Origin of the sequence: Actinoplanes sp. NPDC049681 (assembly GCF_044465265.1) — a bacterium.
Classification (GTDB): Bacteria; Actinomycetota; Actinomycetes; order Mycobacteriales; family Micromonosporaceae; genus Actinoplanes.
This window is the reverse complement of record NZ_JBITLP010000004.1, coordinates 261638-280283: the sequence shown is the minus strand read 5'-3', so window position 1 is coordinate 280283 and position 18646 is coordinate 261638. Positions and strand designations below refer to the sequence as shown.

At 70.8% G+C, this 18646-nt stretch carries 12 protein-coding genes; 8 read left to right on the top strand and 4 right to left on the bottom strand.

All coding sequences use genetic code 11. The features are described 5' to 3' along the window. Positions 1-38: 38 nt before the first annotated feature. Positions 39-578: a YchJ family protein gene (locus tag ACIBO8_RS15640; RefSeq protein WP_396115892.1), complete on the bottom strand. Its 540-nt coding sequence runs from the start codon at positions 576-578 to the stop codon at positions 39-41. A 147-nt stretch (positions 579-725) separates the two neighbouring features. Here ACIBO8_RS15640 and ACIBO8_RS15635 point away from each other — a divergent pair, with 147 nt between their 5' ends. Beyond that, a complete protein-coding gene (locus ACIBO8_RS15635) occupies positions 726-1226 on the top strand; it encodes a hypothetical protein (protein WP_396115891.1) in 501 nt (166 codons plus the stop codon). Here the strand turns inward: ACIBO8_RS15635 and ACIBO8_RS15630 are convergent. After that, the gene (locus ACIBO8_RS15630; RefSeq protein WP_396115890.1) at positions 1192-1701 is read right to left on the bottom strand and encodes a methyl-accepting chemotaxis protein; all 510 of its coding nucleotides are present in this window, start codon (positions 1699-1701) and stop codon (positions 1192-1194) included. The two genes, ACIBO8_RS15635 and ACIBO8_RS15630, sit on opposite strands and share 35 nt — an antisense overlap. Before the next feature lie 153 nt (positions 1702-1854). Here ACIBO8_RS15630 and ACIBO8_RS15625 point away from each other — a divergent pair, with 153 nt between their 5' ends. Continuing rightward, positions 1855-7050 carry a diguanylate cyclase gene (locus ACIBO8_RS15625; protein WP_396115889.1) on the top strand — a complete coding sequence of 1732 codons (5196 nt, stop codon included), beginning with the start codon at positions 1855-1857 and terminating at the stop codon, positions 7048-7050. 9 nt (positions 7051-7059) lie between these two features. Here ACIBO8_RS15625 and ACIBO8_RS15620 read toward each other — a convergent pair whose 3' ends face one another. Further along, a complete protein-coding gene (locus tag ACIBO8_RS15620; RefSeq protein ID WP_396115888.1) occupies positions 7060-8133 on the bottom strand; it encodes a methyl-accepting chemotaxis protein in 1074 nt (357 codons plus the stop codon). Between the two features lie 162 nt (positions 8134-8295). Here ACIBO8_RS15620 and ACIBO8_RS15615 point away from each other — a divergent pair, with 162 nt between their 5' ends. From ACIBO8_RS15615 to ACIBO8_RS15590, 6 genes are all read left to right on the top strand, one after another. Next, a complete protein-coding gene (locus tag ACIBO8_RS15615) occupies positions 8296-9306 on the top strand; it encodes a LacI family DNA-binding transcriptional regulator (RefSeq protein WP_396115887.1) in 1011 nt (336 codons plus the stop codon). 177 nt (positions 9307-9483) lie between these two features. Then, positions 9484-10845, top strand: coding sequence for an ABC transporter substrate-binding protein (locus ACIBO8_RS15610; RefSeq protein ID WP_396115886.1), 1362 nt, complete (start codon positions 9484-9486; stop codon positions 10843-10845). 14 nt (positions 10846-10859) lie between these two features. Beyond that, on the top strand, positions 10860-11759 hold the full coding sequence (locus ACIBO8_RS15605; protein WP_396115885.1) for a carbohydrate ABC transporter permease: 900 nt from the start codon (positions 10860-10862) through the stop codon (positions 11757-11759). A gap of 9 nt (positions 11760-11768) precedes the next feature. Next, a complete protein-coding gene (locus ACIBO8_RS15600) occupies positions 11769-12737 on the top strand; it encodes a carbohydrate ABC transporter permease (RefSeq protein WP_396115884.1) in 969 nt (322 codons plus the stop codon). A 22-nt stretch (positions 12738-12759) separates the two neighbouring features. Then, on the top strand, positions 12760-14349 hold the full coding sequence (locus ACIBO8_RS15595; RefSeq protein ID WP_396115883.1) for a glycoside hydrolase family 13 protein: 1590 nt from the start codon (positions 12760-12762) through the stop codon (positions 14347-14349). A 14-nt stretch (positions 14350-14363) separates the two neighbouring features. Next, the gene (locus ACIBO8_RS15590) at positions 14364-17936 is read left to right on the top strand and encodes a discoidin domain-containing protein (protein ID WP_396115882.1); all 3573 of its coding nucleotides are present in this window, start codon (positions 14364-14366) and stop codon (positions 17934-17936) included. Positions 17937-18280: 344 nt separating this feature from the next. Here ACIBO8_RS15590 and ACIBO8_RS15585 read toward each other — a convergent pair whose 3' ends face one another. Further along, positions 18281-18559: a hypothetical protein gene (locus ACIBO8_RS15585; RefSeq protein ID WP_396115881.1), complete on the bottom strand. Its 279-nt coding sequence runs from the start codon at positions 18557-18559 to the stop codon at positions 18281-18283. Positions 18560-18646 lie beyond the last annotated feature (87 nt).

Sequence of the window (18646 nt, the reverse complement as noted above, 5' to 3'; positions counted from 1 at the left end):
CCTCCTGACGATGATCCCCTGCAGCAGATCACACGAGGTCAGCTGTTGGCGAGAGTCCCGCCGGTAAGGAGCGGACCCCAGTACACCCACTGACCGTCATGACGCACGAAGCGGCTGCGCTCGCGCATGTCCCCGGGTCGGCCGCCGTCGCGGTAGTGGGCCCGGAACTCGACCACGCCCTCGGCGTCGAAGAGCCCGCCGCCGGTGGACTCGAGCACGTCGAGGCCGGTCCACCGCATCGACGGGTCCGCCTCGACGGAGGCCGGGCGGGTGATCGGATGCCAGGAGCGCATCACGTACTCGGCGTCGTCCAGGGCGAAGGCGGCGTACCGGGAGCGCATCAGCGCCTCGGCGGTCGCGGGAGCGTGGCCGCGGTGGGCGGGACCGCAGCACTCGCCGTACGGCTGACCGAGCCCGCACGGGCAGGGTGCGGTCTCGTCGATTCCGGGCGCGGCCGCCGGGCGGCGCCGCGTTGCACGTCGGGCCATCCGCCTATTCTTCCCCAGCCGGCCCGTCGAGCGACCGTAGTAGCGGATCTTCTCCCGGATGTGCGCGCGCTGCGCCGTCAGCTCGTCCATCCGCCGGCCGATCCCCGCCGAACTGAAGCTGGACGACGGCCTGCTTACGCGGCTCGACGCGGCTGCCTGACGTACGCCGGCGGGCGTACGGCGCATTGCTCCCGCAGGAGCATGACGGGGACCGCCGGGCCCGGCATGCTCGGCGGCATGCCTCTCCTGCCGCCCGCGTGGCGCAAATTTGTCCTGACGGCGCACGTCATCACGGCCGTGGGCTGGCTCGGGGTGGACCTGGTCCTGCTGATGCTCGGCATCGCCGGCCTGAGCGGTGCCGACCCAGCCGTGGTCTACCCGGCCCAGAGCCTGGCCGGGCGGACCCTGTTCGTCCCGCTGAGCGTGCTGGTGTGGGTGATCGGCGTGGTGAACGCCGCCTTCACCCCGTGGCGCCTGACCCGCTACTGGTGGGTGCTGGCGAAGCTGGTGCTCACCACGCTGATGCTCATTCTGGTGCTGTTCCTGCTGCGCCCCGGCCTCGCCGAGGCCGGGGACCTGGCCGGTGCCCTGCCGTGGCGGAATCGGCTCGACATGGTCGTCGCGCCGGCCGTCTCGAGCTCGCTGCTGATCCTGCAGACGGTGCTGTCGACGTACAAGCCGTGGGGCCGGCGGGCGGGCGTGGTCAGCCCGCCTGCTGCTCCGCCACGATCCCGCTGATCACCTTCTGGCAGCGGTCCAGCTCCTCGATCAGCGACTGCATCTCCTCGATCGCCGAGACCGCGTTCTGGGTGTCGGCCCGGATGCCGCCCACCTGCCCGCCGATCTCGTTGGTCGCGGTCGCCGTCTCGTTCGCCAGGTCCTTGACCTCGCTCGCCACCACCGCGAAGCCGCGACCGGCCTCGCCCGCCCGCGCCGCCTCGATCGTGGCGTTCAGCGCGAGCAGGTTGGTCTGCTTGGCGATCGTGGCGATCAGCTGCACGACCTTGCCGATCTCGGTGCTGCTGGCGTCCAGTCGCTGGATGACCGCGACGGCAGTCTCGGCCGCGCGTACGGCCGACCGGGTCGCCGTCGCCATGTCGCTGCTGACGTCCGCGAGCCGGTGCACCGAGTCTCGCACGTCCGTCGTGTACTGGCCGGTCTCCAGGGGAGCCTCGTCGGTCCACTCCTCGGTACCGGTCTGCCACTCACTCATCGCATCCCGCCCCATCCTTCGTCGCGATTACCAACATCGCACCTTGCGCCGGGAGTTCGCGGGCGTTTCCGGCTAATCGGGCGCATCCTTCTCAGGCGGGACGCCCTCCGGTCGATGGGAGGGACGAGCGCTGAGGACGGGATGGTGAGGCGCGTGGCGGTAGCCGATCTCAGCGAGCTGGTGCTGGAGTCGGAGCTGGGGCGCGGCGCGTACACCAGCGTGTTCCGGGCCCGCCGGGGCGACGATTTCTACGCCGTCAAACTGCTGCGTGGCGCGGCGGCGGACTCCCCCGATGCGGTGCTGGATCTCCGGCGGGAGGCGGCGCTGCTGGCGAGCCTGGACCATCCCGGGATTCTGCGGACGTATGCGTCGGGCCTGCACGAGGGCCGACCGGCGCTGGTGACCGAGCTGGTGCCGGGGCAGTCGCTGGCGAACCTCCTGGCGAACGGGCCGCTCGCGGTGGACCGGGTGGTCCAGCTGGCCCGCGAGCTGGCCGATGCGCTCGCCGCGGCCCACCGCGGCGGGGTGGTGCACCGGGACCTGAAGCCGCAGAACGTCATGGTGCCGCCGGTGGGGCCCGCCAAGCTGATCGACTTCGGCCTCGCCGGGATGGCGAGCCAGCCCTCCGACGCCGACACCGCCACCGGAACCTTCGTCTACGCCGCCCCGGAACAGACGGGCATGCTCAAGCGGCCGGTGGATCACCGCTCCGACCTGTACTCCCTGGGCGTCCTGCTGTTCGAGTGCCTGACCGGGCGACCGCCGTTCCAGGCGGCCAACGTCGGCGAGCTGCTGCGGATGCATGCCGTGCAGGCCGTACCGGACGTGTGCGGCCTCCGCCCGGAGGCCGGTGCACAGCTGGGCGCCATCATCACGCGGCTGCTCGCGAAGGATCCCGACGACCGTTACCGCGGCACCCCGGAGCTGCTCGCCGCCCTGGCACGGTGTTCCGGTGCCGGCGACGCGGCACCCGTGAGCTCGTCGGACCGCTGGCCGCTGTGCGGGCGGCAGGCCGAGATGGATCTCCTGCGAGCCCGATGGGAGTCCGCCCGGGCCGGTAGGGGCGGGATGGCGCTGGTCCGCGGGCCGGCCGGCGGCGGCCGGACTCACCTCGCCCAGGCCCTCGCCGACCTGGCGGCCGACGCGGGCGCAGCGGTGCTGAGCGCCCGCTGCACCGGCGGGAGCGGGCCGCTCGCGGCGGTACGCGAGGCCGTGGAGAAGCACCTCACGGATCTGGCTGCCCTGCCACCCGATCATCCGGCGCACCGGCGGGTCCGCGACGCGGCGATGGCGGCCGGCGCGGGTCTGCTCAAGGCGCTGTCCCCCCGCCTGGCCACGATCCTCGCCGACGTACCCGACGGGGCCACGGCCGGCGAGGACCAGTTCGCCGGGGCCGTCGCGGTGTTCCTCGCCGAGCTGGGCCGGGGCGACGGGGGTGCCCTGCTGGTCCTGGACGACGCGCACGACCTGGACGAGCGGTCGGGGCAGGTCCTCACCGGGCTCGCCGACCTGCTGCCCGGCACACCGATGCTGGTGGTCCTCACCGCGGTCGAGGGCGCCGCGGCCGCGCCGCTGCGTGCCGCGTACGGTGCGGTGCTCGACACCGAAGTGGTCGCCGGTGCACTCGGCCAGGGCGCCACGGCGGAGCTGATCAGCTCGCGGCTGCCCGGAGCGGCTGTCAATCCCGCGCTCGCCGCGCACGTCCTGACCCGGACCGGCGGCCTGCCGCTCGCCGTGGTCGAGTACCTGCGCGCGCTGGTCGACAAGGCGCTGCTGTCGCCGTACTGGGGGACGTGGAAGCTGGACGACTCGCGGCTGGACGCGCTGCCGGCGGCGGGACACGACCTGTTGGTGTCGCGGATCGCGGACCTGCCGGCGGAGGTCGTGGACGTGTTGGTGGTGGCCGCCTGCATCGGCAACCGCTTCCGGGCCGACGTCCTGGCGGCGGCCGCCGGACACACCGACGACAAGGTGACGGCCGCGATCGAGGCCGCGACGGCGCAGCGGCTCCTGGAGCTCCGCGAGGACGGCCGGTACGGCTTCGTGCACGCCGGCGTCCGTACGGCTCTGCTCGACTCGGCCGACGACGAGCGGGTACGCCGGCTGCACCGCCGTATCGCCGAGGTGCTGGAGGCCCAGGATCCGGCCACGCGCGACGCCGAGCACGCGTACTCGGTCGCCGATCACTACCTGCGCGGTGCCGTCGCCGGCGACGAGGCGGCGCTGTACCGCAGTCTCGTGGCGGCCGGGCATAACGCCCTCGCCGACGGTTCCCCGGCGGAGGCCCTGCGGTTCCTCGAGCGGGCGGAGGAGGCGGCCGAGGCGGGTTCGCTGCCGGTGGCCTCGGAGGTTCGCCACGCGATCGTCACGGCGACCCTGCGGGTGGGACGGGTCGACGCGGCGCGCGATCGCATCGAGCGGGCCCTGCGTACGGAGACCGACCCGTGGTGGCGCGCGAAGCTCTGGAACGCGATGGCCGAGGTGCACACGATCGAGTACGCCGACGACCGTGCGGTCGCCGCCGCCTCCACGGCGCTGGCGGAGCTGGGCCACGCGACGCCGAGCGGCCGGATTCGGCTTGCGTTGTCCACCCTCGGTGCCGGGATCGCCGGGTCCTTCGTCCGCCGCACCGGGATCGGCTTCGGCACGGTACGCGGCCGGCAGCGCGAGGAGTACCTGATCCGGGCATCTCTGCTCGAGGCGTGCGCGTACGGCTCGGTCATCGGCATGCGGATCCCGCACGTCCTGCTGTACGTGCTGCGCGCGCTGTTCCTGGTCAACCGTCTCGGGCCTGGGCCGCACTACGTGCGGACGTATGCGCTGCTCGGCATCGTGCCGGCGCTCATGGGCCGACTCCGTCCGGCCGAGCGGTGCTGGGCACTGGCAGCCTCCGCGGCCCGCGACCTGGCGGACCCGGTGCTGATCGCCTTCGTGGACTGGGTCCGTGGCACGGGCCTGCTCTTCGGCGGTCACGACGACGGCGGGGCGTGGGAGCGGGCGGTGGAGAAGCACACCCGCTGGCTGGCCCCGGCTCAGCTGCTCGGCGGGTTCGGCACCGTGGTCATCCGGCTGCTCCTGCGAGGGCGGCCGCTCGAGGCGGCCGCCGCCCTGCAGCAGTGCGAGTCGCTGCTGCCCGGAACCGCCGGCCGGATCAACGGCACCAGCATCGGCATGGCGCGGGTCATGGTGCCGGCACAACAGGGCCACAACGGCGAGGCGGCGGCCGCGCTGACGACCATGCGGGCCTCGGTCCGCGACGGCGGAGCGGTTGCCCAGCGAGCCAACCTGTCCGTCGCGGCCATGCACAGCCTGGTGGAGCAGGGCGAGTTCGGGGCGCCTTTCGACGAGGCGGTCGCCGAGTTCGAGGCGATCGGGCTGCGCCGTTCGGGGATGATGGCCATCCACAAGTACTTCTTCCTCTTCCTCGCGCACGGTCGCCTGGCTCAGTGCCGCCTGGCGCCGGCGGAGGAACGGGCGGCACGCCTCGCCGTCGCCCGCCGGGCGATCGCGGACCTGGGCCGGCATGCCGACACTCCGCTGCTCAAGATCGGGCACCAGATGGCCCGGGCGGCCTACTGCCAGCTCACCGGCGACCCGGCGCAGGCTCTGGAACTTGCGGACCGGGCCGAGCAGAAGGCCCGTCCGCTGGACAGCCCGCTGGTAACCCTCGAGGCGTCCCGGATCCGGGCCCGTTCGCTGCGGGCGCTCGGCATGACGGGTGAGGCTCAGCGCCAGGCCCGTCTGGCGTACTCCATCGCCACCTACTACGGCCTGGAGCACCGGGCGCAGCAGATCCGCGCCGAGTTCGGCGACGTGGAGTCGGGCACGGCGGCCGGCGGCACGTCCCACCGCACCCGCGAGCGCGCCCGGGAGCGCGACCTCGAGGCGATGCAGCGGGTGGCCCTGGCCGCCGCCACCGTGCTCGAGCCGCGCGAGCTGGCCCGGGTCACGCTCGCCGAGACGTTGCGCATCTTCGGCGCGGAGCGGGCCCTGTTCTTCCTCGTCGGCGACGACGACCAGCTCGAGCTCTACGCCGGGCTGGACTCCACCGGCGACGAGCTGCACACGGTCAGCGACTACGGCTCCACGCTGCTGCGGCGGGTACGCGAGAGCGGCGAGCCGCTGGTCCTGACCGGCACCGAGGAGGGCGCCGCCCTGGGGTCGCGCAGCGTCGTCGCGCACGGGCTGCGCAGCATCATGGTCGCGCCCGTACAGCTGAAGGGACGGCTGCTCGGCGTCGTGTACCTGGACAGCCGCCTGGCCCGCGGCGTCTTCACCGACGAGGACATCGACGTGCTCACCACCGTCACGAGCCACGTGGCGGTGGCGCTCCAGACGGCCCGGGCGGCGCAGCTCGAGCTCGCGGTGCAGGTGGCCATCAGGCAGCAGGAACTGGCCGAGACGCTGCGGTCCAGCCTCGCCGAGCTCAGCGCGATCCTCGATCCGCAGGAGGTGCTCCACCGCCTCGCCGGCACGCTGGTCGGGCAGGCCGGGGCCGGCCGGAGCTGTCTGCTGCGCGCCGGTGACGGCAAGCTGACGGTCGTGGCGGCGACGGGCCCGGGCACGGTCGCCTGCGGGTACGAGGTGACGCTCACCGCCGACTTCCAGACGGCGGACCTGGTGACCACCTCGCTCGTCTCCGGAGGGTGGGCGGCGAACGCGCCAGCCGTCGTCGCGGAGGTGCTCGGCAACCCGCCGGCGTGGCTCGTCGTACCGCTGCGCGGCCGCGAGGGGCTGGTCGCGGTGCTGTTCCTCGGCGGCGAGCAGTTCGACGACGGCCACCGCCAGGTCGTGTCGACGCTGGCCGGCCAGGGCATGAGCGCGTACGACAACGCGGAGCTGTTCAGCCGGGTCGAGCGGCTGGCCACGACCGACGGGCTGACCGGCATCGCCAACCGGCGGCACGCCTTCCAGCTGGGCGAGACGCTGTTCGGCGTGGCCCGCCGCAGCCGGCGGCCGCTCACCGCGGTCATGGCGGACATCGACCACTTCAAGAGCATCAACGACCGGTACGGCCACGGCTGCGGCGACGACGTGATCCGGGAGGTGGCGGCCCGGCTGGGCGGCGTCATCCGCTCGTCGGACGTGCTCGGCCGGTACGGCGGCGAGGAGTTCCTCATCATCCTGCCGGAGGCCGGGGACGGCGGCGCGGAGCTCGCCGAGCGCATGCGGGCCGGAGTGGCGGCCGAGCCGGTGCCGACCCGGGAGGGCCCGGTGGAGGTCACCATCAGCGTGGGTCTTGCGTCCCTCGGCCCCGACGACGACATCCTCGACACCCTCGTCGCCCGCGCCGACCACGGCCTGTATCTCGCCAAGGAGGGCGGCCGCAACCGCGTCGCCACGGCGTGAGCCGGATGCTCAGGCGGTGAGCCGGCGGAGCCGGTCGGCCTGCTCCCGCAGGTTCGCCGCCGCGGCAAGCACGGTCTCGGCGCCCCGGGCGGCCGCGGACGCGGACTCGGCCACGGCGTGCATGCCGCCGGACATCTCCGCGCTGGTCGCGGTCTGCTCCTCGACCGCGGCCGCGATCATCGTCTGCTGTTCGGCGATGTTCTCGATCAGCCCGACGATGCCCGAGATGCCGTCGACCGCCTGCAGGCTCTCGCCCTGAATGGCCTCGATCATGCGGATGATCTGCTGGGTCGCCTCCGCGCTGCGCCCGGCCAGCTCCTTGACCTCGCCGGCCACGACCGCGAAGCCCTTGCCCGCCGCGCCGGCACGCGCCGACTCGATCTGCGCGTTGAGAGCCAGCAGCTTGGTCTGTTCGGCCACGGCGATGATGAGCTTGGTGACGTTGCCGATCTCCTGGCTCGAGCCCTGGAGCTGTTCCATGCTGGTGGCGGTCGCGCGCGCCGACACGACCGCCGTGTCCGTGCTGGACGTCGCGCTGGTGACCCGGGAGGCGATCTCCCGGATGCTCTCGGCCATCTCGCTGGAGTTCCGCGAGATCGCGTCGGCCCGCTCGGCGCTCTGCCCGGCGGCCTCGGCCAGTTGGCGGCCCGCCTCGGCGAGTTCGTTGCTGGCCCGGTTCAGTTCGGCGACCAGAGAGTTGACGAGCTCGGTCGCCTCGACCTTGTCGGTCTCGTCGGACCACGTGATGACGTAGCCGCCGGCGAAGCGGTGGATCGTGGTGCCGCCGTGCAGTTTCCTGCCGCCGACCTCCATCGGGATGTGCGTGGTGAGCGGGAACTCGGTCTCCGTCCGCATGACGTTCTTGAGCCCGTCCCGCAGGTGCAGCAGCACTGCTTCCCCGTATTCCTCGACGGTGTGCCGGGCGAGCTGGTCAGCGGCGATGTTCCGGTACACGACGTCGCCGGCGGAGTCGGCGATGACCAGCACGGCCGGAGCGGCATGCAGCGCGGCGAGCACCATCTCGGGGGAACGCAGAAGCGCCGGTACGTCCTGACCCGCTCGCGCGGAGCCCTTCCTGACCATCGGATCTCCTCCTGAGTGCAGAGCGGGTACACCGCTACTGAGCGTATGGAAACCTGCTTCTCCGCGACGGAAACTCACTGCATCCGCAAGACACGGCAGCGATCCGTCATCGGATGCAAGAGTCAGTTCGAATCTTGCAATGTTTCGACGTAGGATTCCGCTGTGATCAAACGCCTGGCCGAGGTGGCCAAGAAAGCCGGCGTCAGCGAGGCGACCGTGAGCCGGGTGCTCAACGGCCGCAGCGGGGTGTCCGAGGCCACCCGCGCCTCCGTGCTGACCGCCCTCGACGTCCTGGGCTACGAACGGCCGACCAAGCTGCGCGGCGAACGCGGCCGCCTGGTCGGGCTGGTGCTGCCCGAGCTGCAGAACCCGATCTTCCCCGCGCTCGCCGAGGTGGTCACCGCCTCCCTCGCCCAGCGTGGCTTCACGCCGGCCCTGTGCGCCCGCACGATCGGCGGCGTGCCCGAGCGTGACTACATCGAGATGCTGCTGGACCACCAGGTGTCCGGCGTCGTCTTCGCCGGTGGGTCCTACGCGCTGGCCGCCGCCGAGCACGGGCACTACAAGCAGCTGCTGGACCGGCGGATGCCCGTGGTGATGGTGAACGCGGGCGTGGACGGCCTCGGCTTCCCGCACATCTCCACCGACGACGCGGTAGCCGTCGAGCAGGCGTACGGCCACCTGCGATCGCTGGGTCACGAACGGATCGGGATGGTGCTGGGTCCCGAGGACCACGTCCCGTCGCGGCGCAAGCTGGCGGCGGTGGCCGAGGCGGCACAGTGGACCGGGTCCGCGGCGGAATGGCTCGTCGAGCGCACGAGCTTCTCGATGGAGAGCGCCCGGCTGGCCGCCACCCGCCTGATCCAGCGCGGCGCCACCGGGCTGATCTGCGCCAGCGACGTGCTGGCGCTGGGCTCGATCCGGGCCGCCCGTCGCCTCGGCCTGGACGTGCCGAGCGACGTCTCGGTGGTCGGCTTCGACGACAGTGCACTGATGACCTGCACCGATCCGCCGCTGACCACGGTGCGCCAGCCGATCGAGCTCATGGGGCAGGCCGCGGTCGACGTCCTGGTGAACCAGATCGAGGGCGCGGCGGCCACCACGGACGAGCTGCTCTTCGAGCCGGAGCTGGTGGTGCGCGGCTCGACCGCGCCGGCGCCGGTGCCGGCGTAGGGGCCTGAGCAGGACATTCATCGACTTCAGCAGGGCGGACCCACCGGGTCCGCCCTCTCTTTGTGCGCTGGGCCACTTGCGTCGTGTTTTTTCTTAGTCTCGTCGACTTCTTGCGGGCCGTCGTTTGTCTTTGTATCGTCATCGCCACGAAACAGAACCGAGGAAGGGCGTCTCCCCATGTTCAGAACCAGGCTGCGCAGTGCCCTCGGGCTTCTGCTCGTCGCGGGCGTGGCCATGTCGGCCGCAGCGTGCGGCGGCGACGACGACGCCTCCCCGGCGTCCAAGGACGGCAAGGTCACGCTCGTGATCAACGGCCTTCCTCCGGCGACCGAGAAGGCCACCCACGACCGCTTCCTCGCCAACGTCGCCGAGTTCGAGAAGGCGAACCCGACCATCAAGATCGACGCCCGCGAGGGCAAGATGGACCCGCAGACCTTCCCGGCCAAGCTCGCCGGCGGGCAGCTCGAGGACGTCTTCTACGTCTACTTCACCGACCCGGCCAACCTCATCGCCAAGCGCCAGGTCTCCGACATCAGCAAGTACCTCAAGGACTATCCGGTCATCTCGCAGATCAAGCCGGAGGTGCTGCGGGTGTTCCAGGACGACGGCGGCAAGACGTACGGGCTGCCGTACAAGAACTATTCGATGGGTCTGCTCTACAACCGCGACCTGTTCAAGAAGGCCGGGCTCGACCCGAACAGCCCGCCGAAGACCTGGGCCGACGTGCGGACGGCGGCCAAGAAGATCGCCGGCCTGGGTGACGGCACGGTGGGCTACGGCGACTACAGCAAGAACAACACCGGCGGGTGGCACTTCACCACTGAGCTCTACTCGCTCGGCGGCGAGGTGGCGGTCAACCAGGGCGGCACCTGGAAGGCGGCGTTCCACAGCCCGCAGGGCAGGCAGGTCCTGCAACAGCTCAAGGACATGCGCTGGACGGACAACGCCATGGGCCAGAAGCAACTGCTCGAGTGGGCCGACCTGTTGCAGCAGATGGGCTCCGGCAAGCTCGGCATGTACCTGGCCACCGCCGACAACATCCCGACGATCGTCAACCAGTACAAGGGCAAGTACGAGACGTACGGCCTGGGCCCGATCCCCGACGGCAAGGGGACGCTGGGCGGCGGCGAGGGCTACATGTTCAAGGCCGGGCTCAGCCCCGAGAAGATCCAGGCCGGCCTCAAGTGGCTGACGTTCTGGTTCACCTCAGCGGACCGCTACGAGGCCGAGAACAAGTGGTCGAGCGAGACCAAGCAGCCCGTCGGCCTGCCCGAGCCGGCCATCTTCACCGGCGCGGCGGCGCAGACCCAGGCCGCGGCCGACAAGAAGTACGCGAACGTCCCGCAGGAGAACTACGCCCCGTTCGTGGCGAGCATGGGCTCGATCCCGGTCAAGCTGGAGCCGCCGAACGCCCAGCAGATCTACGCGGTCCTCGACGTGGCGATGCAGAAAGTCCTCACCGACCGCAACGCGAACGTCGACCAGCTCCTGGCCGACGCCGAAACGCAGGTCAACCAGATCCTGGCAAGCGTCAAGTGACTGCCGTGTCCACGATGGCCCGCGCGCGTGCGGCGCGCGCGGGCCGCCTGCGGCGCAAGATCTCCGACAACCTCCTGGCGTACGCGTTCATGGCCGCGGGCCTGGCCTGCTTCGCCTTCTTCTCGTGGTACCCGCTGGTCAAGGGCGTGATCCTCAGCTTCCAGCAGGACAACTTCGTGGTACCGCCGTACTGGGTGGGCCTCGACAACTACCGGGCGCTCTTCGACGACCCGCTGTTCTACACCGCGTGGCGGAACACGCTGCTGTTCACCGGGCTGGCGCTCGTCTTCGGCTTCGCCCTGCCGTTCTTCATCGCGGTGCTGCTCAACGAGTTCCGCCACTTCAGCGGCTACTTCCGGGTACTCGTCTACCTGCCGGTGATGCTGCCGCCGATCGTCGCCGTGCTGCTCTGGCGGTACTTCTACGACCCGGGCAACGGCCTGTTCAACACGCTGCTCCGCAGTGCCGGGCTGCCGGAGTCGCAGTGGACCCAGTCCTCCGGCACCGCGATGATCTCGCTCGTGCTGGTCTCCACCTGGGCCAACCTGGGCGGCGCCACGCTGATGTACCTGGCCGCACTGCAGGGCATCCCCGGCGAGCTGTACGAGGCCGCCGAGCTGGACGGCGCGAGCATCTGGCAGCGGCTACGACACGTCACCCTGCCGCAGATGCGCTTCATCATGCTGGTCCTGCTGCTCCTGCAGATCATCGCGACCATGCAGGTCTTCATCGAGCCGTACGCCCTGACCGGCACCTCCAACCCGGACACGATCACCGTGATGGTGCTGGTCTACCGCTACGCGTTCACCGTCAACAACGACTTCGGTCTCGCCGCGGCGATGAGCGTGCTGCTCTTCGTGGTCCTAGGTGCCTTCTCAGCGCTGTACCTGCGGCTGACCCGGAGCGGGGACTGAGGAGAGCCGATGACCTTGACCGCCCCGCCCGCACCCCCGGTCGGTGCTCCCGCGCCGGCGTCCGCACCGTCGCGCCCCAGGCGGCGGCTCGCCACCAGCGGTACGGCCGGCCGTACCCTCATCTCCGCCGTCGACCTGCAGCGGCACCGCCGCCTCTACCTCGCGCTGCTCGGCCTGACCCTGGTGGTCTTCACCCTGGTCTTCCTCTTCCCGCTGTACTGGATGGTCACCAGCGCGGTGAAGTCGCCGGTCGAGTACGCCCGCAGCACCCCCACGTTCATCCCGCAGTCCTGGCACCCGGAGACGTACGCGACCGCCTGGACGAACATGCGCATCGCCAAGTACTTCACCAACACGGTGCTCTACGCGACGGGCGGCTGGCTGATCTCGCTGCTGGTGGACGTCGGGGTGGCGTACGCCCTCAGCAAGCTCAAGCCGATGTTCGGCCGGATCGTGCTCGGCGCGATGCTCGCCAGCCTGATGCTCCCCGCCGCGGCGCTGCTGGTGCCGGCGTACAAGACGGTCGTGGACCTGCCCCTGCTGCACGTCAATCTGCTGAACACGCCGTGGGCGCTGTGGCTGCCGGCCGCCGCCAACGCGTTCAACGTCTACGTGCTCAAGCGGTTCTTCGATCAGATCCCTGACGACCTGCTCGACGCCGCGTCCATCGACGGCGCCGGCCGGCTGCGGCAGCTGTGGTCGATCGTCCTGCCGCTGTCCCGCCCGGTTCTGGGCGTGACGTCCATCTTCATCATCGTCGCGATGTGGAAGGACTTCCTGTGGCCCTTGCTGGTGCTGCAGGACCCCGAGTCCCAGACGCTCAGCGTCGCCCTGGCCCGGCTCGCCAACACCAGCCAGGTGCCGCCGACCGAATTCATGGCAGGCCTCGCCATCGCGAGCCTCCCCATGATCGTCGTCTTCCTGATCTTCCAGCGCAGCATCATCGGCGGGCTCTCCGCGGGCTCCCTCAAGGGCTGAAACCTCGAGAAAGCAGGTCACTGTGCCCAATCCCTGGTGGCGCGACGCCGTCATCTACCAGGTGTACCCGCGCAGCTTCGCCGACTCCGACGGCGACGGCGTCGGCGACGTCGACGGGATCCGCGCCCGTCTGGACCACCTGGCCGGCCTCGGCGTGGACGCGATCTGGATGAGCCCCTGGTACCCGTCCCCGATGGCCGACGCGGGCTACGACGTCGCCGACTTCCGCGACATCGACCCGGTCTTCGGCACCCTCGCGAAGGCGGAGGCCCTGATCGCCGAGGCGCACGAGCGCGGCATCCGCACCATCGTCGACATCGTCCCCAATCACGTCTCCAGCGAGCACGTGTGGTTCAAGCGCGCCCTGGCCGACCCCGCGGCACCGGAGCGGGACCTGTTCTGGTTCCACCCCGGCCGCGGCGAGCACGGCGACGAGATGCCCACCGACTGGGCCGGCGAGTTCGGCGGCACCACGTGGACCCGCACCACGAACCCCGACGGCACGCCGGGCGACTGGTATCTGCACCTGTTCACGCCGGAGCAGCCCGACCTCAACTGGGACCATCCGGCGGTCCGGACAGAGTTCGAGGACATCCTGCGGTTCTGGTTCGACCGCGGGGTCGACGGCATCCGGATCGACTCGGCGGCGCTGCTCATCAAGGACCGCGCCCTCCCGCCGGTCGTCGAGGGCCGCCCGCACCCGTACCACGACCTCGACGAGGTGCACGAGGTCTACCGGGCCTGGCGACGGGTGGCGGACGGCTACCCCGACCGCGCGCTCATCGGCGAGGTGTGGCTGCCCGAGGCCGACCGCTTCGCCAACTACCTGCGGGTGGACGAGCTGCACGCCGCGTTCAACTTCGACTTCCTCGGCTGCGCCTGGGATCCGGCGCTGATGCGTGCCTGCATCGACCGTACGCTCGACGCCCACCGCGCGGTCGGCGCGCCGGCCACCTGGGTGCTGTCCAATCACGACGTCACCCGGCACGTCACCCGGTACGGCCGGACCACCACCACGTTCAGCTTCGACGACAACCTCGACGGCACCCCGGTCGACCTCGAGCTCGGCACCCGGCGCGCCCGCGCCGCCGCCCTGCTGTCCCTCTCCCTGCCCGGCGCCACCTACGTCTACCAGGGCGAGGAGCTGGGCCTCTGGGAGAACGAGAACATCCCGGCCGACCGGATGCGCGACCCCATGTACGCCCGCCGCGGGCACAGCCGCGACGGCTGCCGGGTGCCGCTTCCGTGGAGCGGCGACGAACCACCGTTCGGGTTCTCCACCGCCGAGCCGTGGCTCCCCCAGCCGCGGGAATGGAAGGACCGCACGGTCCAGGCACAGACCGGCGATCCCAGCTCGATGCTGGAGCTCTACCGGTCCGCCATCGCCCTGCGCAAGGCGGAGCCGGGACTGCACCGGCCACCGATGCAATGGCTGGCGAGCGAGCCGGGTGTGCTCGCGTACCGCCGGGGCGCGGCCTTCGCCTGCGTCCTCAACATGTCTCCGGCCGCGGTCCCGCTGCCGGCCCACCGATCCGTCCTGCTCACCAGCAGCCCCCTCGACGGCGACCGTCTTCCCCCTGACGGCGCCGCCTGGCTGCGCCTGGCCACCTGACGAAAGGGATCCCCATGGCCATCTCCCGATTGCGGCGGATGATGGTGGCGGCAGCAGCCGCCGTCCTCGCCACCGCCGTCCTCCAGGCCGCCTCCCCCACCGCCCCGGCCGCGGCCGCGGGCCCGAATCTCGCCGCCGGCAGGGTCTTCAGCGCCAGCAGCGTCACCGACGTGTACGCCGCCGGCAACGCGGGCGACGGCAACGCCAGCACCTACTGGGAGAGCGCCAACAACGCGTTCCCGCAGTGGCTGCAGGTCGACCTCGGTCAGGCCGTCCCCGTCGACCAGGTCGTCGTGAAGCTGCCGCCGGCCGCCGCGTGGCAGACCCGTACCCAGACGCTGGCCGTGCAGGGCAGCACCACCGGGTCCGGATTCGCCGACCTCAAGGCCGGAGCGGGCTACACCTTCGATCCGGCCACCGGCAACACCGTCACCGTCGGCTTCGGCGCGACGACCACCCGGTACGTGCGCCTGCACATCACCGGCAACACCGGCTGGCCCGCCGGTCAGGTGTCGGAGCTCGAGGTCTACGGTCCGGCCACCGGCGACACGCAGGCACCGAGCGCGCCGGGCGGGCTCGCGTACACGCAGCCGCAGTCCGGGCAGATCCGGTTGACCTGGAACGCCGCCACCGACGACGTGGGCGTCACGGGCTACGAGGTCTACGCCAACGGCAGTCTGCGGACCACCGTCGCCGGCAACGTCCTGACGTACACCGACACCCAGCCGGCGAGCGCGACGATCGCCTACTACGTCAAGGCGCGCGACGCGGCGGGCAACGTTTCCGCCGCGAGCAACACGGTCACGCGTACCGGCACCGGCACGGGCGGCACGAATTTGGCGGCCGGGAAGCCGATCACCGCCTCGTCGACCGTCTACACGTTCGTCGCGACGAACGCCAATGACAACGACACGGCGACTTACTGGGAGGGCAGCGCGTATCCGGCGAACCTGACCGTGTCCCTCGGCGCGAACGCCACGACCAGCTCCGTCGTTGTCAAGCTCAACCCTTCGGCCGATTGGGGTACGCGCACCCAGACGTTCTCGATCCTCGGCCGGGAGCAGAGCGCCTCCGGCTTCACCACGCTCGTGGGCTCCGCGACGTACACGTTCAACCCGGCCTCCGGCAACACGGTGACCGTCCCGGTCAGCGCCACGGCGGCGGACGTGCGGCTGAGCTTCACCGCCAACTCCGGGGCGCCCAGCGGGCAGGTGGCGGAGTTCCAGGTCATCGGCGAGCCGGCACCCAACCCGGACCTGACGATCACGGGCATGGCGTTCTCCCCGGCCGCACCGGTCGAGACCGACGAGATCACCCTGTCGGCCACTGTCCGCAACGCCGGCACCGCCGGCAGCCCGGCCGCCACGGTCACCTTCTACACGGGTACGGCCCGAGCCGGCACCGCGAACGTCGGGGCCCTCGCCGCCGGGGCATCCGCCACGGTCACCGCCACCATCGGCGCACGCGACGCGGGCACGTACCCGTTGAGCGCGAAGGTGGACGAGGCCGGCACCGTCATCGAGCAGAACGAGACGAACAACGCCTACACCAACCCGGCCAACCTGGTGGTCACGCCCGTCGCGAGCTCGGACCTGGTCGCCTCGGTGGTCAGCTGGTCGCCGACGAACCCGTCCGCGGGCCAGGCGGTCACGTTCAGCGTCACCATCCGCAACCAGGGTTCCACCGCCTCCTCGGGCGGCGCTCACGGCGTCACTGTCACGATCCTGGGCGACAACGGCGCGACCGTGAAGACGCTGACCGGCTCCTGGACCGGAACCCTGGCGCCGGGCGCTTCCTCGCCGGCGATCAACCTCGGCACGTGGACGGCGGTCAACGGCAGATACACCGTGCGGACGGTGCTGGCGAACGACGGCAACGAGCTGCCGGTCAAGCAAACCAACAACACCAGCGAGAAGCCGTTCTTCGTCGGGCGAGGTGCCAACATGCCCTACGACATGTACGAGGCGGAGGACGGCACCACCGGCGGGGGCGCGCAGGTCGTCGGTCCCAACCGCAAGATCGGTGACCTGGCCGGCGAGGCGTCCGGCCGCAAGGCGGTCACGCTGAACACCACCGGCGCGTATGTGCAATGGACGACCCGGGCCGCCACCAACACGGTCGTGGCACGGTTCTCCATCCCCGACGGCACGACCAGCTCGATCAACGTCTACGTCAACGGCTCGCTGAACAAGACGCTGCCGCTCAGCTCCCGGTACGCGTGGCTCTACGGCAACGAGAGCGCGCCGCAAAATTCCGGCACCGGTCCCCGGCACATCTACGACGAGGCGAACATCCTGCTCGCCGGCTCGTACCCGGCCGGCAGCGTGATCAAGCTGCAGAAGGACGCCGGCAACGGCGGGAACATCGCGATCGACTTCATCAACACCGAGCAGGCCGCGCCGGTCGCCAACCCCAACCCGGCAACGTACGTCGTCCCCTCCGGCTTCGACCAGCAGGCCGTGCAGGCGGCGCTGGACGCGGCCCGGATGGACAGCGGCAAGGCGGGCGTCTACCTGCCGCCGGGCGACTACCAGACCTCCAGCAAGTTCCAGGTGTACGGCAGGGCGATCCAGGTCGTCGGCGCCGGCCCCTGGTACACGAGGTTCTTCACGCCGCAGAACCAGTCGGAGACGGACGCGGGCTTCCGCGCCGACGGCACCGCGAACGGCTCGACGTTCAAGAACTTCGCCTTCTTCGGCAACTACACGATCCGGCAGGACGGCCCGGGCAAGGTGTTCGACTTCGCCAACGTCTCCGGCATCACCATCGACAACATCTGGGCAGAGCACACGGTCTGCCTCTACTGGGGCGCGAACACCGACCACATGGTCATCAAGAACTCGCGCATCCGCAACCTGTTCGCCGACGGCGTGAACATGACCAACGGCAGCACCGACAACCTGGTCGACAACAACGACGCCCGGGCCACCGGCGACGACAGCTTCGCGCTGTTCTCGGCGATCGACGCGGGCGGCGCCGACGAGATCAACAACGTCTATTCCAACCTGTCCACCACGCTCACCTGGCGGGCCGCGGGCATCGCGGTCTACGGCGGGTACGCCAACACGTTCAAGAACATCTACATCGCGGACACCCTGGTCTACTCGGGCATCACGATCAGCTCGCTCGACTTCGGCTACCCGATGAACGGCTTCGGCGCGGACCCGCCGACGGTCTTCGACAACATCTCGATCGTCCGCGCCGGCGGCCACTTCTGGGGCGCGCAGACCTTCCCGGCCATCTGGGTCTTCTCCGCCTCCAAGGTGTTCCAGGGCATCCGGGTGAGCAACGTCGACATCGTCGACCCGACGTACTCGGGAATCATGTTCCAGACCAACTACGACGGCCCCGGCCGCCCGCAGAACCCGATCAAGGACACGGTCTTCACCAGCGTGTCGATCAGCGGCGCCCAGAAGAGCGGTGACGAGTTCGACGCCAAGTCCGGCTTCGGCATCTGGGCCAACCCGATGCCGGAGGCCAACCAGGGCCCGGCGGTCGGCTCGGCCACCTTCACCAACCTGCGCCTGAGCAACAACTGGCGGGACATCGAGAACACCACATCCACCTTCACCATCATCCGCAACTAGCCGCTCCCCCAACGGAAACAGGGCCCGCGCCGATCCCCGGGCGCGGGCCCGCCGGTTCCCTCCCTGGCGAACGCCTTGGACGTTGCCGCCGGACCCGACTGGAACGCTGATACGGACTTCGACGTCCGGCTCCAAGACGTGCCGTTGAACAACCGTCGTCCCGACGTGACGGTGTACCGGGCCGAGACCATCGACGTCACTCCGACACGGCCCGATCATGTGCTTCTCGTCGTCGAGGTGGTCTCCCCCGCCGCTACCGCGACAGCGAAGTTTTCACCGGCGTCGTCAAGCTGGCCGCGCCGTTCCATGTCGAGGTCGATCTGGGCCAGATCTGATCCTCGTTCTTACCGGCCACCACGTTGTTCGTCGATGCGCAGGGAGGTGCCCGGCGTGCCGGCGCGGCGCAGGCCGGCCTTGAGGACGAAGATGCGGCGGCGCGCCACCGCCTGGCCGCGGCGGTCGAGCTGGTAACCGTCGAGCCAGACCCACCCGGCGTACGTCGGCCGGTCGTCGACGGCGATGACACGGAACGCGAAGCCGGACCGGCCGGTGAACTGCACGCTGGCCGCCCGGCCGACGAGGACGACATCGCCCGGCCTCAGCGCCGGACCCGCGTCAGTCATGGCTGCTGGATGCCGGGCTGGAGGGCGGCGTAAACCGCCCTCTGGGACAAAGGTTCAGCGCCGCTGCGCACGGTCCCACCTTGGGCC